This window comes from Mucilaginibacter galii, assembly GCF_014635825.1.
Taxonomy (GTDB): domain Bacteria; phylum Bacteroidota; class Bacteroidia; order Sphingobacteriales; family Sphingobacteriaceae; genus Mucilaginibacter; species Mucilaginibacter galii.
Genome location: NZ_BMDO01000001.1, coordinates 696052 through 711497, shown reverse-complemented (window position 1 = coordinate 711497; position 15446 = coordinate 696052). Strand labels below are relative to the sequence as shown.

Sequence of the window (15446 nt, the reverse complement as noted above, 5' to 3'; positions counted from 1 at the left end):
CTAAGCTTTTACAGTAAATTAAAAGTTGTATGAGAAAAACTTATTTTAAAAAGTATGTACTTGTTTGCTTAATGCTGGCATTATCGTGCGTAGCATTTGCACAAACAGGTACCATTACCGGTAAGGTACTGGATAACACTAACCAGCCTTTACCAGGTGTAACCGTGGGCCTCACAGGCAGTACCATGGGCGCCCCAACCGACGTAGATGGTAATTTCCGCATCAACAACGTTCCGGCCGGTAGCTACACTATTACCGCCCGCTATTTTGGCTTTACCACCAGCCAGCAAACCATTAGCGTTACAGCCGGCGCCAACACCGTTGCAAACTTTAACCTGCAGCCCGAATTAAAATCACTGAATGAAGTGGTAGTTATTGGTTACGGTACGCAAACCCGTAAAGAATTAACAGGTGCAATTTCAACGGTTACATCCAAAGATTTCCAAAAAGGTACTACCACCAGCCCTGCCGAATTAATACAAGGTAAGGTAGCTGGTGTGGCAGTGAGCACTAACAGTGGTCAGCCTGGTGCCGGTGCAACAATTCGTATACGCCAAGGCGCATCATTAAATGCCAGTAACGATCCGCTAATTGTGGTTGATGGTGTACCATTGAGCAACAACAGCATCTCTGGTGTGGCTAACCCATTGTCGTTAATTAATCCTGATGATATTGAGACCTTCACTGTACTAAAAGATGCTGCATCTACAGCTATTTACGGTTCAAGGGCATCAAACGGTGTAATCATTATCACCACTAAGAAAGGCGCAGCTGGTACTCCACAGGTTAATTTTTCATCTAAAAACTCTATTGCAACACTGCGTAATAAAGTTGATGTGTTAAGTGCTGATGAAGTGCGTGCTTATGTAAAAGCTTACGATGTGGCTACAGGTACCAACAAATCGGCATTGCTGGGTTCGGCTAATACCGACTGGCAAGATCAGATCTATCAAAACGCCTTAACTACTGATAATAATTTAAGTATTGGTGGTAGCACTAAAAATATGCCTTACCGTGTATCGGTAGGTTATTTGGATCAGCAGGGACTTTTAAGAACTGACCGCCTGCAACGTAGTACTGCGGCTATCCGTTTAAGTCCTAGGTTTTTCAATAACGATTTAAAGTTGGACATTAACCTGAATGGTAGCTACGGTCACAGCCGTTTTGCTAACCAGGGCGCTGTAGGTGCCGCTGTTTTCTTCGATCCTACACAGCAGGTGTATAGAGAAGGTTCGCCGTACAATGGATATTACGAATGGTATGGTGCCGATAAAGTGCTAAACCCTAATGCACCGCGTAACCCGGTTGCCTTATTAAACGATAACAAAAACATTGGTGATACTTACCGCACGTTTGGTAACGTATCTGCCGATTACCGTTTCCCTTTCCTTAAAGCCTTACGTGCTAATGTAAACTTAGGTTACGATTTGTCGAAAGGTGGAGGCAGCACTTATGTGCCTTTTACCGCAGCACAGTCATTTGGTACATTTGGTTTAAGTTCTCAATACCATCAAAAAAACTACAATTCGGTTGTTGAGGCATATCTAAACTACAACGAGACTTTTAAATCCATAAAAAGTAATATCAACGCTACAGCTGGTTATGGTTTTTATGATTTCAGAACCTCTAACCGTAATTTTGCTTCTTACAGCACTAATAGTACTGCTGCTATTATCAGCAATACTATTCCAAGCTTTCCTTTTGATATACCTCAATACAGGCTGCTTTCGTACTACGGTCGTTTAATTTATACTTTCGATACTAAGTATATATTAGCCGCTACCATACGTACCGATGGTTCATCTAAATTTACGCCTGATAATAGCTATAACTATGGTGTATTTCCAAGCGTTGCCTTTACCTGGAGAATGATTGATGAGGATTTTTTAAAGACCTCTAATGTTGTCTCTGATTTGAAACTGCGCTTGAGCTATGGTGTAACCGGTCAGCAGGATGGTATTCCTTATTATGGTTATATACCAACCTACTTCCAAAACAGCACAAACGCTTCCCAGTATCAATTTGGTAACACATTCTATAACACTTACAGCCCATCTGCTTATGATGCAAGTTTGAAATGGGAAACTACGCAAACCACTAACATTGGTTTTGATTTTGGTTTCTTTAACCAGCGTATTAGCGGTAGTGTTGATGCTTATTACAAAAATACCAAAGACTTGCTATCAGTAGTGTTTGTACCGGGTGGTAGTAATTTCAGTAACCAATTAAGTGCATCAAACGTTGGTAATATGATTAACCGCGGTATAGAATTCAATTTGAATGCTATTGCCGTAAAAACAAAAGATATTACCTGGAACTTGAATTATAACGTAGCTTATAATTATAATAGGATAACTAATTTATCGTTAACAGGTAACAACAGTTCGTCGCAAGTATTAACCGGTGGAATATCGGGTGGTACGGGTAACAACATACAGGTTAACCAGGTTGGTACTTCGCCACGTGCGTTCTATGTATATAAACAAGTATACGATTCAAAATCAGGTAAGCCGTTGCAAGGCATTTATGAGGATTTGAATAACGATGGTGTAATTAATGGTAATGACCTTTATACTTACAAAACGCCTTACCCTAAATTTATCATGGGCTTCAGTACCCAGTTCAGCTATAAAAAATGGACTGCGAGCACCGTATTGCGAGCACACTTAGGTAACTACATGTATAATAACCTGCAATCTAATGCTGCAACACAAAATACCATTATCAGCACCGCAGGCGATTTAATCAATAACGCCAATGCTAACTTGTTAGAAACAGGCTTTACCAATAGTCAGTATTTTTCTGATTATTACATACAAAATGCCTCTTTCTTACGTATGGACAATGCCGGTTTAGCTTACGATTTTGGTAAGATTTACCGTAACAAGATCAGGCTTAACTTAAGTGCTAACGTGCAAAATGTATTTGTAGTTACTAAGTACAAGGGTTTAGACCCTGAAATTATCTCGGGTATAGATAATAACTTCTATCCACGCCCGCGTACGTACACTTTAAGCTTGAACTTAGGTTTCTAATAATTATTTGATTAGAGAAGACATGAAAAAGAATTTGTTAAAATATATATGCATAGTGGCGCTGGCAAGTACCGGCTTAACCTCATGCAAAAAAGCATTGGAGCTTACACCTACCAATGCCACAACCGCAGAGCAAGTGTACAGTACGCCTGCTGGTTACAAACAATCACTTGCCAAGGTATATAGTGCTTACGCGCTAACTGGAAGCGGCGGTTCGGCCAGTTCAGATCTGGGTGGTATTGATGCCGGTACTTCAGATTTTTTACGTTTGTACTGGAGTGCACAGGAATGGACAACCGATGAGGCCGTTTGCGCCTGGAATGATACTGATGTGCCCGATTTTCATAACCTGAGCTGGGGTTCTAATAATAGTATTCTAAGAGGTTTATACTTCCGGTCACTGTATCAAATTACAGTAGCTAACGCTTTTATCCGCGAGTCATCTGATGATGCCATAGCCAGCCGTGGCATTACAGGTAACGACGCTACCAATATTAGAGCCTACCGAGCTGAAGCGCGCTTTTTGAGAGCTTATCAATATTGGATACTGATGGATTTGTTTGGTAACCCGCCATTTGTTGACGAAACAACACCTATTGGTAAATACCTGCCCGAGCGTATAACACGTGCCAAGCTATTTGCTTACATCGAATCAGAATTAAAGGCTATTGAAACTACGCTGGTAGCGCCAAAGCAAAATGAATATGGCCGCGCCGATCAGGCTGCCGACTGGGCCCTGCAAGCACGTTTATATTTAAATGCCGAAGTTTATCTGGGTACAGGTAATGGCCGTTACGCCGATGCTATTACTTATGCTAACAAGGTAATCAACTCTGGATACACACTGCAATCCAATTATGCCAAATTGTTCCTGGCCGATAATAATGTGGGTAATACCGAAACCATATTGTCTATTAACTATGATGGCATAAACTCACAAAATTACGGTGCAACCACCTATATCATTAATGCATCGCTCAATGCAGCTATGAACCCTACTTTGTATGGTGTGCCTAATGGTGGTTGGGGTGGTAACCGCAGTACCAGTAACCTGCCTTTAACTTTTGGCGATTACAGCGGTAATACAGATAAACGCGCCATGTTCTATGGTAATAATTTAGCCATTAACAACATTAATGATTTTACACAAGGCGTAGCTGTAGTTAAATTTAAGAACCTAAACTCAAACGGTACAACTCCTTACTCTATAGGTGGAAGTGCCACTAATACCTCATCAGGAGGTGTATATGCCTCAACCGATTTTCCGCTGTTTCGTTTAGCTGAGATGTATTTGATCTACGCTGAAGCTACATTGCGTGGTGGTACCGGCGGTAGTACGGCAACAGCTTTGACGGGTATCAATTTGCTGCGCACACGTGCATACGGTAACAATTCAGGTAACCTGAACAGCCTTAGCTTAACGGATGTTCTAAACGAAAGAACCCGTGAATTATACTGGGAAGGCTTCCGTCGTACCGATTTAATTCGTTACGGTTTATTTACTTCGGCCAGCTATTTATGGCCCTATAAAGGTGGTGTCCAAAACGGTAAAGGTGTAGAGTCTTACCGTAATTTGTTCCCTATCCCTAATACCGATCTTGTTAACAATCCTAACTTAGTTCAAAACCCAGGTTATTAATCAAAATAGCGCTGCCTTGTAAAGGCAGCGCCTTTAATAAAAATAGTTATGAAAAGAATTTTAACCACCGTAACAGCACTATGCAGTGTGTTGCTGCTCGTGCTTATCACCTCATGCAAAAAGGATGGAACCCAAACCACGGGTGCCGTTGGTAATTCGGGTACGCTTGCCGCATCAACTACTACACCTGCATTATCGCTGGCTAATGGTTCCAATACGGCTGTGATATTCAACGTATCGGCTGCCACCCCGGTAACCGGGTATCAGGCAACAGTTACCTACACGCTGCAGATAGGTAAAAAAGGAAGTAATTTTATTGTACCTCAAGAGGTTTCGGCTGCTGCTACAGGCGCCACTTTAACGCAAAACGCGCTAAACGATATTTTACACAACTTGAAATTGGTTGATGGCGTATCAACACAGGTAGAAGTTCGTTTAAAGTCGGCCATTGCTCCAAATGTTGATGCTGCTTATTCAAACGTAATTACGCTTACGGTAACGCCGTATTCTAAAACATCTTATCTGTATGTGCCCGGTGCTTACCAGGATTGGAAACCAGATGCAGTTGATGTTGGCGTACTTGCCTCGCCCACCAGTAATAATGTGTATGACGGTAAGATAACTTTCCCTGCCGGTAAGCTTGAATTTAAAATTACCCCTCAGGCTAACTGGAATGCTGCTTATGGCAATGCAGGCGGTGGTAAAATTAGCTTATCTGCCGGAGATAACTTATCGGTACCAAGTGCAGGCACGTATGTTATTCATGTAGATGTATCTGCACTAACCTATACTATTACAAAACAATAAAATATAAAAATACGCACTAAGCCGGTTAAACTCCGGCTTAGTGCGTTAAGAGAGAATGATATGATGAAGAATACCATCAAACTGTTAAGCGGTTTACTGGTTACTTTTGCCTGTGCTGGTTCTGCAATGGCTCAAAGCAGCGTTGTGAAAAGTGTGGGTAATGTAACCAATGTGCAGGTGAACGGTCAGCAGGTTAACCTTACTACAGCTAATGCGCATGTACAAGTAACGGTTTATAGTCCGTCGGTTATACGGGTGCGTATGGATAAGCAGCAACTGGGCAGAGACTTTTCTTACGCGGTGATAGCCCAACCCGAAAAAGTAAAAGCTACCATCACCCAAACCGGTGATAATGTTTCTATTGTAACCGATTCAGTAAAATTAGTGATCGGCAAAAAGCCTTTTCATACCACGTTTTATACGCTGGATAACAAGGTGATCAGCGAAGATGAAACCGGCCTGAACACGTCTTGGGTAAACGAATCGGTAACTACCTACAAGCACATGCAGCCGGGCGAGCATTTTGTTGGCTTAGGCGAAAAAACAGGTAACCTTGATCGTAAGGGCAACGGCTACACCAATTGGAACTCTGATACCTACGGTTACCGTACCGATCAGGATCCTATTTATTCCGACATCCCATTCTACATAGGCGTTCACCATGATGTGAACTACGGGATATTTATGGATAATACCTATCAGAGCGATTTTAACTTTGGCGCCAGCAATAATCGTTTTTCCTCGTTCAGTGCCCGTGGTGGCGAAATGAATTACTATTTCATCTACCATAAACAACTGGCCGATATTATTACCTCGTACACCGCCCTAACCGGACGCATGAAAATGCCACCGCTTTGGAGCCTGGGTTATCAGCAAAACCGTTATAGCTATTACCCCGATACCGAGGTAATGCGCATAGCGCAAACCCTTCGCGAAAAAAAGATCCCGGCGGATGGTATTACTTTGGACATTCACTACATGGATAAATACAAGGTGTTTACCTGGGATAAGCAGCGCTTTCCTGACCCCGCTAAAATGAATGCTAAGCTGAAAGACATGGGCTTTAAGCTTACCGTTATTGTTGACCCAGGAGTAAAGGCCGAAAAAGGGTATGGCGTTTATGAGCGTGGTTTAAAGGATGATATCTTCATCAAGTATGCCGACAGCACCAATTACACTGGTGAAGTTTGGCCGGGCTGGTGCCATTTCCCCGATTTTACAGCCGAAAAAGGCCGTAACTGGTGGCAGGCTGAGATCAAAAAATATGCAGACGACGGTATCAGCGGTATCTGGAACGACATGAACGAGATATCGACCTGGGGACAAAAAATGCCGGATAACGTTTTGTTTAATTACGACGGACAAACTGCATCGCACCTGCAAGGGCGCAATATTTACGGCCTCAATATGGCACGTGCCAGTTTTGAAGGTTTCCGCAAAGCGTTAAACAAGCGTCCCTTCATTTTAACACGTTCGGGCTATGCAGGTCTGCAGCGCTACACCGCCATTTGGACAGGCGATAACCGCGCTGAGGATGACCATATGCTAATGGGGGTTCGTTTGCTAACTAGCTTGGGCATGAGCGGAGTGCCCTTCACAGGTATGGATATTGGTGGTTTTACAGGTAACCCAACTGTGCCATTGTATACCCGTTGGATGCAGATAGGCGCTTTTACGCCTTACTTCCGTAACCATACAGGTGTAAATACCAAATCGGCCGAGCCATGGGCATTTGGTGAGGAAGCGCTGGAGATAGTGCGTAACTACATCAACCTACGTTACAAACTGATGCCATTCGTTTATTCATCGTTTTACGAGGCTACACAAAACGGACACCCGGTAGTACGCTCGTTGGCTATCAATTACACGCACGATGAGAAAGTATACAGCGCTAAATATCAAAACCAGTACGAATTTGGTAATGGTTTTATGGTTGCCCCGTTTGCCAGCACTGAAACCTATGGAACGGTATATTTTCCAAAAGGCCAATGGTATAATCTATATAACGATGAGCTGATTGCCGGTAACCAGGAAAAAATAATGCCGGTTACTATTCAAACATTACCTGTGTTTGTAAAAGAAAGCAGCATTATTCCAATGCAATCTCTTGTGCAATCAACCTCCGAAAAGCCTACCGATACACTGACTGTTCATATTTATAAAGGCAATCTTAACAACAGCTTCGTGTATTATGAAGATGATGGCGAAAGCTACAATTATGAAAATGGTTCTTTTTATAAAAGGACCATTACATACGATGCTGCCAGGAAGCAAATCACCTTTGCTAAAGCCGAGGGAAGTGTAGCTTCAAAATTTAAGCACATTAAAGTACAGTTCCACGGGTTTGGCAATGCAACGGTTAAGGTAAATAACAAATCAGTGAAAACTAACACCGAAGCAATGTCGTTCCTTAAAGCCATATCGTCATTCGACCCACAGGGAACAGTGAACAAGGCCGACGGCAACAATACGCAAAGTATTATGTTAGACAGTAATAGCAACGCTTTTACTATTAGCTACTAATTAAGCAGTTGGTAAATTATTCAAGCCCTTACAGTATTTGTAAGGGCTTTTTTGTTTGCCAAAGTATGCCGGAAAAGTAATGTTTTGGTAAAATGTAAGATATAGCCTGTGGTTTTTTATGTATCCAATAATACCCGTACTTTTACGCCCGTTATAACCATTGTATGAGGAGGTATTTAAGTGTTTTATTACTGTTGTTAATTTCTCTGGGTGCTTTTGCCGGTGATAACAACTGGTTAGAAAAACTTAAAACTGAAATAGACCGCAAAAATACTTACGATAAGACTAAAGAATATAAGCTGCGTCGTTTAAAAATGCAGCTTTCATCTGCACCTGCTCAAAATGCCGACCGCCAGTTTACTATTTGCAGTCAGATATACGAAGAGTATAAAGCCTACCAGTACGACTCTGCCTCCGTTTATGTGAATAGAATGCAGGTTTTAGGTAACAGGCTTAACGATAGATCAAAGCAGTATTACAGTAAAGTAAAAACCGCTTTTATTCTCCTCTCTTCGGGTATGTTTAAAGAGGCATTTGATAACGTTAAAGGCATTGATGCCCGTTACCTCGATGATAGTGCCCGCTTTGAATACTACTCGGTACTTACCCGTGCCAACTACGATGTTGCCACGTATGATAACGACCGTAATTTTTCGCCGCGTTATAATGCCGAAGCTAACAGGTACATAGATTCGGCCATTGCCATCAGCAAGCCAAACTCTTATAATAAACTATACTTAACCGGCTACAAAAATCTCAAAAATAAACAGTATGCCGCAGCCGAAGCTGTTTTCCTGAATCTGCTTAAAACTCACCAGCTCGATAAGCATGAGTTTGCCATCGTGGCATCTACGCTGAGCGATCTTTATATATCTACCGGTAGAAATTCTAAAAGTATTGATCTGCTGGCCCAGGCAGCCGTGGCCGATGTGCAATCATCTACCAAAGAAACCGTAGCCCTGTTTTGGCTTGCGCAGCAGTTGTACAAAAACGGCGATTCGAAAAATGCTTACGCTTTTATACAGCAGGCCATGGCCGATGCCGAGTTTTACGGTGCCCGCCAGCGCCAGTTCCAAATTAGCACAGTGCTGCCCATTGTAGCCGCTCAGGAACTTAATGATTCTGAAAAAGCACGTACCCGCTTTCTTATTTATCTCGTGGTTATCACCGTATTGGCTTCATTAATTGTGCTGTTCGCTATTATCCTGTTTAAGCAATTGAAAAAGGTACAAGCCAAAGAAAAGATCATTGAGGATAAGAACAGGGAACTGGAAAGCATTAACGAAAAATTATTAGAAGATGCCCGCATCAAGGAAGATTACATTGGCTACTTCTTTAATGCCATATCGGGCTACATTTTAAAGCTCGAGAAGTTAAAGCATTCTATTGATACCAAGCTTTCTATCAAGAAGTATGATGATATCCAGATCACTATCAATAAGATCAATATCAAGAAAGAACGTGAAGACCTCTTCTACACTTTCGATCATGTTTTTTTGAGAATATTTCCCAACTTTATTACGGCATTCAACGCTTTACTGCCCGAAAAGGAGCAGATATGGCCCAAGGAGCATGAGGTTTTAACTACTGACCTGCGCATTTTCGCCCTGATGCGTTTGGGTATCTCTGACCCGGAAGCTGTCGCCAATATTCTCGAATACTCTGAAAAAACCATTTACGTTTACAAAATGCGTATTAAAGCCAAAGCGCTTATCCACGGCGAAGAATTTGATCAGCGTATTATGGCTATCAAGGCGGTAGATACCCCAAAATAGTAAACACAGCTTCATATTGTACATTTTGTGGATGAGTAGCATACACTGATATTAGTTTAAGTTGTACATTTAGGCATCAACATTTACTTACCATGTACAAGATCGATGCGCACCAACACTTCTGGAAGTTTGACCCGGTTAGAGATAGCTGGATCAATGATGAAATGGATGTTATACGCCGCGACTTTTTACCACCCGATTTGTTGCACATTTTAATGCATAACCACATTGATGGTTGTGTAGCCGTGCAAGCCAGCCAAACCGAAAAAGAGAACCAGTTTTTGTTAGAACTGGCCAATCAGTATCCGTTTATTAAAGGGATAGTGGGCTGGGTAGACCTACAGGCTGATAACATTGAGGAGCGGCTGCAATACTACAGTACTCAAAGCAAAGTAAAAGGTTTCAGGCATGTGTTGCAGGGCGAGCCACAGCGCGATCTGATGCTACAAAAAGAATTTATGCATGGCATTGGTTTACTGGAAAAATATGGCTTCACTTACGATATCCTCATTTTCCCCGATCAATTGGCTTACACTGCCGAGCTTATTGCAAAGTTCCCTAATCAGCCTTTTGTGATAGACCACATAGCCAAGCCCGATATTAAAAACCGGAAGATAGACGAATGGGCAGCCGACGTACGCAAGGCAGCCCAATATAATAATGTGCATTGTAAAGTATCGGGCATGGTGACCGAAGCTAATTGGTACGGTTGGGAAGAAGAAGACTTTAAGCCTTACATGGATGTGATATTTGAAGCTTTTGGCGTAGGCCGGCTCATGTTTGGGTCAGACTGGCCGGTGTGCATGGTGGCCGGCGGCTATAACCGGGTAATAAAAATGGTAAGATATTACACCGAACAACTAAGCGAAATCGAAAAAGATGCTTTTTGGGGAGGCAATGCTGTTAAGTTTTATAAGTTGGATGTGTAAGTATGGGTTTTAATCCCACCCTGTCATGCCGATATTCATCGGCATGACGGAATAGCCCCTTACAACTAAAACTTTATTTATTACTACAGAGAAGCCCTCAACGTTAAATGAAAAGGGTTTTCTACGTGTTCACGTTGATTGGTGATAATCATTTGAGCCACTATTTCGCCCATTTTCTGAAAGTCGGTAGATATGGTAGTTAGCCCATTTAAAATGATCTTTTTCAGTGGCGTTTCATTGTAAGAAATTACGCCCACATCCTGACCTATCCTCAAGTCTGTTTGCAGCAGGCGTTCTATCAAAACCACCACGTCGTTTTCCATCAGGGTAACATATACTTCGCCGGTGTTAATGGGTTCGTTTTGTATGTCGTGCACCACCTTATAGTTAAAAGCATACTGCATACAAAAATCAATAAAGCCCTTTAATATTTCGGTAGAATGGTAAGTATGCTCTGGAAAGGTAATCTTGATAGTTTGGTACTTGCTCAAAGGTTCAAGTGCCAACTCGAGCGCATGAAAAATATCGAGCTCAAAGTTTTCGTAAACAGCGGCGTATTCGCCTTCTACACCTTTTACCAGTTTATCAAGCAAGATCAACTTGTCTTTAGGTAATTTGTTAATTACTTCATGCGCCGTTTCGCCACCATCTAAAAAGTGACCAATGATCACATAATGGGTATAATCATCGCTGGCATTTTCCAGCATTTTTTTGAATAAAGAAAAGTCGTTATTGTAAATGTAGATATCTATAGCCGCCTGGTTATCCAAACCGGCAACAATGGCATCGTATATGATCTTTTTGTGGGTGCTTAATTTGTTAAAGAGCAGGAATACCTTAAAGCGTTGCAGGGTTTCCACACTTTTAATATAATAGCCCTTGCCGGGTACCGAACCTAAAATACCTACCGACTTTAAATGCTTGTAGGCTTTCTCTGCCGTATCCCGCGAAATTTCAAAGTTATAATTCAGCTCGTTAATAGAAGGTAGGGTATCGTTACGGTTAAGGCGTCCATCGCGTACAGCTTTGGCAATAGAGTTAGCTAACTGTAAATATTTTGGCGTCGACGAATAGTAATCAATCTCAATATATTCTAAAAAGGAGAGTGGTTTCATGAAAATTAGTTAATCATAACTTCACTTAATCAGGCATAGATACCAGCAAAAAAAGCTGAAAAACCTACAGTGCAAAAAGCTTACCGAATTTAGGCGGTACCTGTAAATCAAACGCTTATAATCTTGGTCGGTAGTCTGCAACTAAAGTAGCCAAATTTACCGATATTAACATAAACCTGTAGGATATTACCCGAAAATGCTTTTTATGTTAATTTAACGAGTTAATAAAGTATTATTACAATTGTTTGTATCAGTGGTTAAAATTGACGAGTGCCATGTATATTTACCATGACAGTACATGATAGCTGTATTATGCAGCTTTTCTACTTTCGCTACAACCAATTATTAAAATTTTTAGAGAATGCAGGCAATTTTAGGCGTTATATTTCACTTTATAGGGGGCTTTGCATCGGGCAGCTTCTACATACCTTATAAAAAGGTTAAGGGCTGGGCGTGGGAAAGCTTTTGGATAGTGGGCGGGTTGTTTTCATGGCTTATTGTACCACCTTTAGCAGCCTGGTTAACCATTCCTAACTTTAGCGAAATTATAAAAAATACCAGCGGAAGCATTTTGCAGTTAACCTATGTTTTTGGTGTATTGTGGGGCATTGGTGGTTTAACTTACGGCTTGGGCGTACGTTATTTAGGCGTAGCATTAGGCAGTTCTGTTATACTGGGTTTGTGTTCTGTTTTTGGATCGCTAATCCCATCCATTTATTACGAATTTAATCCCGAACCTAATAAGGATACCATCTCTACGTTGATGAATACCCACTGGGGCCAAATGGTGCTGTTGGGTATTTTAGTATGTGTAATAGGCATTGTTATCTGCGGTAGGGCAGGAGTAATGAAAGAAAAGGAAATGACCGCATCGGGCGATGTTTCGGCAACCAATACCGAATACAAATTTGGTTTGGGTATTACGCTGGCTATTATCTCGGGTGTGTTAAGTGCTTGCTTCAATTTTGGTATAGAAGCCGGTCACAGCATGGCCGATACGGCAAACCATATCTGGATGGCGGCAAACCCTGGTCAGGGCAATTTCTTATATCAAAATAACGTAACGTATATTGTAATACTATGGGGTGGTTTCACTACCAATTTTATTTACTGTATGATATTGAACGCTAAGAATAAAACTTTTGGCAACTATACCGATAAGAAAACACCGCTGCTTGCCAACTACCTGTTCTCGGCTTTAGCCGGTACTACATGGTTTCTGCAGTTCTTTTTCTACGGTATGGGCGAAAGCCGTTTAGGTAACGGGCCAAGCTCGTGGATACTGCACATGGCCTTTATAATTCTCATAGCCAATATCTGGGGTTTGGTATTAAAAGAGTGGAAAGGCGTAAGCCGCAAAGCATTAATGACCGTAGTTGCCGGTATAGCAACTATCGTAATTTCTGTATTAATTGTAGGATACGGTAATAAGATTAAAGACAAAGAAAACGTACAAGTAACAAGTAATAGTAAAATTTAATATGTCTGTTAACACAACCGAATTTAAGCACGTAAGCTATTTATGGGATGACGCCAAAGCAGCCGAACTGGCCGGCGATGAGGTAGCCCTTTTAATATACCGATCTAACCTTTTAGGTGCCGATTTGCGCCTTACTAACTATGGTGGCGGTAACACTTCTTGCAAACTCATGCAAAAAGACCCATTAACAGGTCAGGAAGTGGAAGTAATGTGGATCAAAGGTTCGGGTGGTGATATTGGTACGCTTAAGAAAAGCGGCCTTGCTGCTCTGTACGTTGACCGCTTACGCAGCTTAAAAAACGTATATCGTGGTGTAGAGCATGAAGATGAAATGGTTGAACTGTTTAATCACAGCATTTTCGACCTGGCCTCTAAAGCACCATCTATTGATACCCCGCTACACGGCTTTTTGCCATTTGCACATATCGATCACTTGCACCCTGATGCAGCCATTGCTATTGCAGCGGCTAAAGACGGTAAACAAATTACTGAAGAGTTATTTGGCGGTACTATTGGTTGGGTAGAATGGAAAAAACCGGGTTTTGAATTAGGATTACAATTAAAAGCCTGTTTAGATGCTAACCCGGGCATCCGTGGTATCATGTTAGGCTCGCACGGCTTATTTACCTGGGGCGATACTGCTTACGAAAGCTATATCAACACCTTAGAGGTAATTGAAAAATGTGCTGAATACTTAGAGCAAAACTACGGCAAAAAAGGCCCTGTTTTTGGCGGACAAAAAATCCAAAGCTTAGACGAAGCCGGCCGTAAAAAACAAGCCGTTGCCTTAGCACCTATACTGCGTGGTTTTTGCTCAAGCGAGCGTAACATGATCGGTCATTTTACTGATGATGTACGTGTATTAGAATATATAAACTCTAACGATTTAGAGCGTTTGGCACCAATGGGCACCAGCTGCCCCGATCACTTCCTGCGCACCAAGATCAGTCCGCTGGTGTTGGAGTTAGCACCTGATACTGATTTGAGCGATGTTGAAGGTTTAAAAGCACAACTGGCTCCTGCATTTGAGGCTTACCGCCAAATGTATACCGACTATTACAATACCTGCAAACACGATAATAGCCCGGCCATCCGCGATACCAATCCGGTAATTATTTTATACCCGGGTGTAGGTATGTTCAGTTTCTCTAAAGACAAGCAAACGGCCCGTGTAGCTGCCGAGTTTTATACCAACGCTATTAACGTAATGAAAGGTGCCGAGGCTATCTCTGAGTACACTTCGTTACCACGCCAGGAGGCTTTTGATATTGAGTACTGGTTGTTAGAAGAAGCCAAATTACAGCGTATGCCTAAACCTAAAGCTTTAAGCGGTCGTATTGCCTTAATTACCGGTAGTGCCGGTGGTATTGGTAAAGCTATCGCTAAAAAGTTTGTAGAAGAAGGTGCCGTTGTTATTTTGAACGACATGAACGCTGAGCGTTTAGAAGCTACCGGCGAAGAATTTAAAGGCCTGTATGGTAAAGATTCATACGCTACTGCTGTTATGGATGTAACCAGCGCTGAGCAAATTCAAGGTGCAATGGATGTGGCTGCTTTAAACTTTGGCGGTGTAGATTTAATTGTGAATAACGCAGGTTTATCTATCTCTAAAACTATTGGCGACCATACCGAAAAAGACTGGGACTTGTTATATGATGTATTGGTGAAAGGCCAGTTCTTTGTAACCCAGGCTGCTGTTGCTGTTATGAAAAAACAAGCCATTGGTGGCGATGTAATTAACATTGTAAGCAAAAACGCTTTGGTAAGCGGCCCTAACAATGCAGGTTACGGTAGTGCCAAAGCTGCCCAATTACATTTAAGCCGCTTAAATGCTGCGGAGCTTGGCCCCGATAAGATCCGTGTGAATGTGGTAAACCCTGATGCCGTGATCAGCGATAGTAATATTTGGGCTGGCGGCTGGGCCGAAGGCCGTGCTAAAGCTTACGGTATTACCGTGGCCGAACTGCCTGCCTACTACGCAAAACGCACTTTACTGAACGAGATTATTTTGCCGATTGATATTGCCAACGCCTGCTTCGCCTTAACCGGTGGCTTATTAGGTAAATCTACAGGTAACGTTATTAACGTTGACGGTGGTGTTGCTGCCGGTTTTGTGAGATAAAAGCCCCCTCTAAATCTTCCC

The 15446-nt window shown here is 42.1% G+C and carries 9 protein-coding genes; 8 read left to right on the top strand and 1 reads right to left on the bottom strand.

What is annotated here, in order from left to right:
* Nucleotides 1–29 precede the first annotated feature (29 nt).
* The 6 genes from IEV61_RS03045 (at nt 30) to IEV61_RS03020 (ending at nt 10708) form a co-directional block, all read left to right on the top strand.
* Complete coding sequence (locus IEV61_RS03045; RefSeq protein ID WP_188413645.1) at nt 30–3035, top strand: SusC/RagA family TonB-linked outer membrane protein; 3006 nt, start codon at nt 30–32, stop codon at nt 3033–3035.
* 22 nt (nt 3036–3057) lie between these two features.
* Nucleotides 3058–4674 carry a RagB/SusD family nutrient uptake outer membrane protein gene (locus tag IEV61_RS03040; RefSeq protein WP_188413644.1) on the top strand — a complete coding sequence of 539 codons (1617 nt, stop codon included), beginning with the start codon at nt 3058–3060 and terminating at the stop codon, nt 4672–4674.
* A 48-nt stretch (nt 4675–4722) separates the two neighbouring features.
* Nucleotides 4723–5481, top strand: coding sequence for a SusE domain-containing protein (locus IEV61_RS03035; RefSeq protein ID WP_188413643.1), 759 nt, complete (start codon nt 4723–4725; stop codon nt 5479–5481).
* A gap of 60 nt (nt 5482–5541) precedes the next feature.
* Nucleotides 5542–8004: a glycoside hydrolase family 31 protein gene (locus IEV61_RS03030; protein WP_229747013.1), complete on the top strand. Its 2463-nt coding sequence runs from the start codon at nt 5542–5544 to the stop codon at nt 8002–8004.
* A 164-nt stretch (nt 8005–8168) separates the two neighbouring features.
* Nucleotides 8169–9779 (top strand): SusR family glycan utilization regulator, encoded by a 1611-nt coding sequence (gene susR / locus IEV61_RS03025; protein WP_188413641.1) that lies wholly within the window; start codon nt 8169–8171, stop codon nt 9777–9779.
* A gap of 92 nt (nt 9780–9871) precedes the next feature.
* The gene (locus IEV61_RS03020; protein ID WP_188413639.1) at nt 9872–10708 is read left to right on the top strand and encodes an amidohydrolase family protein; all 837 of its coding nucleotides are present in this window, start codon (nt 9872–9874) and stop codon (nt 10706–10708) included.
* 83 nt (nt 10709–10791) lie between these two features.
* Here IEV61_RS03020 and IEV61_RS03015 read toward each other — a convergent pair whose 3' ends face one another.
* A complete protein-coding gene (locus IEV61_RS03015; RefSeq protein ID WP_188413637.1) occupies nt 10792–11823 on the bottom strand; it encodes a GntR family transcriptional regulator in 1032 nt (343 codons plus the stop codon).
* A 361-nt stretch (nt 11824–12184) separates the two neighbouring features.
* On the opposite strand from IEV61_RS03015, the gene rhaT reads away from it, so the two are divergent.
* Both rhaT and IEV61_RS03005 read left to right on the top strand, forming a co-directional pair.
* A complete protein-coding gene (gene rhaT, locus IEV61_RS03010; protein WP_188413635.1) occupies nt 12185–13303 on the top strand; it encodes an L-rhamnose/proton symporter RhaT in 1119 nt (372 codons plus the stop codon).
* Nucleotide 13304: 1 nt separating this feature from the next.
* On the top strand, nt 13305–15425 hold the full coding sequence (locus IEV61_RS03005) for a bifunctional aldolase/short-chain dehydrogenase (protein WP_188413634.1): 2121 nt from the start codon (nt 13305–13307) through the stop codon (nt 15423–15425).
* Nucleotides 15426–15446: the final 21 nt, after the last annotated feature.

What these genes read in the sequence shown, in the direction of transcription:
- IEV61_RS03035 (WP_188413643.1), top strand. Translation starts at nt 4,723, where the DNA reads ATGAAAAGAATTTTAACCACCGTAACAGCACTATGCAGTGTGTTGCTG.
- IEV61_RS03030 (WP_229747013.1), top strand. Translation starts at nt 5,542, where the DNA reads ATGATGAAGAATACCATCAAACTGTTAAGCGGTTTACTGGTTACTTTT.
- IEV61_RS03005 (WP_188413634.1), top strand. Translation starts at nt 13,305, where the DNA reads ATGTCTGTTAACACAACCGAATTTAAGCACGTAAGCTATTTATGGGAT.
- susR (WP_188413641.1), top strand. Translation starts at nt 8,169, where the DNA reads ATGAGGAGGTATTTAAGTGTTTTATTACTGTTGTTAATTTCTCTGGGT.
- IEV61_RS03020 (WP_188413639.1), top strand. Translation starts at nt 9,872, where the DNA reads ATGTACAAGATCGATGCGCACCAACACTTCTGGAAGTTTGACCCGGTT.
- rhaT (WP_188413635.1), top strand. Translation starts at nt 12,185, where the DNA reads ATGCAGGCAATTTTAGGCGTTATATTTCACTTTATAGGGGGCTTTGCA.
- IEV61_RS03045 (WP_188413645.1), top strand. Translation starts at nt 30, where the DNA reads ATGAGAAAAACTTATTTTAAAAAGTATGTACTTGTTTGCTTAATGCTG.
- IEV61_RS03015 (WP_188413637.1), bottom strand. Translation starts at nt 11,823, where the DNA reads ATGAAACCACTCTCCTTTTTAGAATATATTGAGATTGATTACTATTCG.
- IEV61_RS03040 (WP_188413644.1), top strand. Translation starts at nt 3,058, where the DNA reads ATGAAAAAGAATTTGTTAAAATATATATGCATAGTGGCGCTGGCAAGT.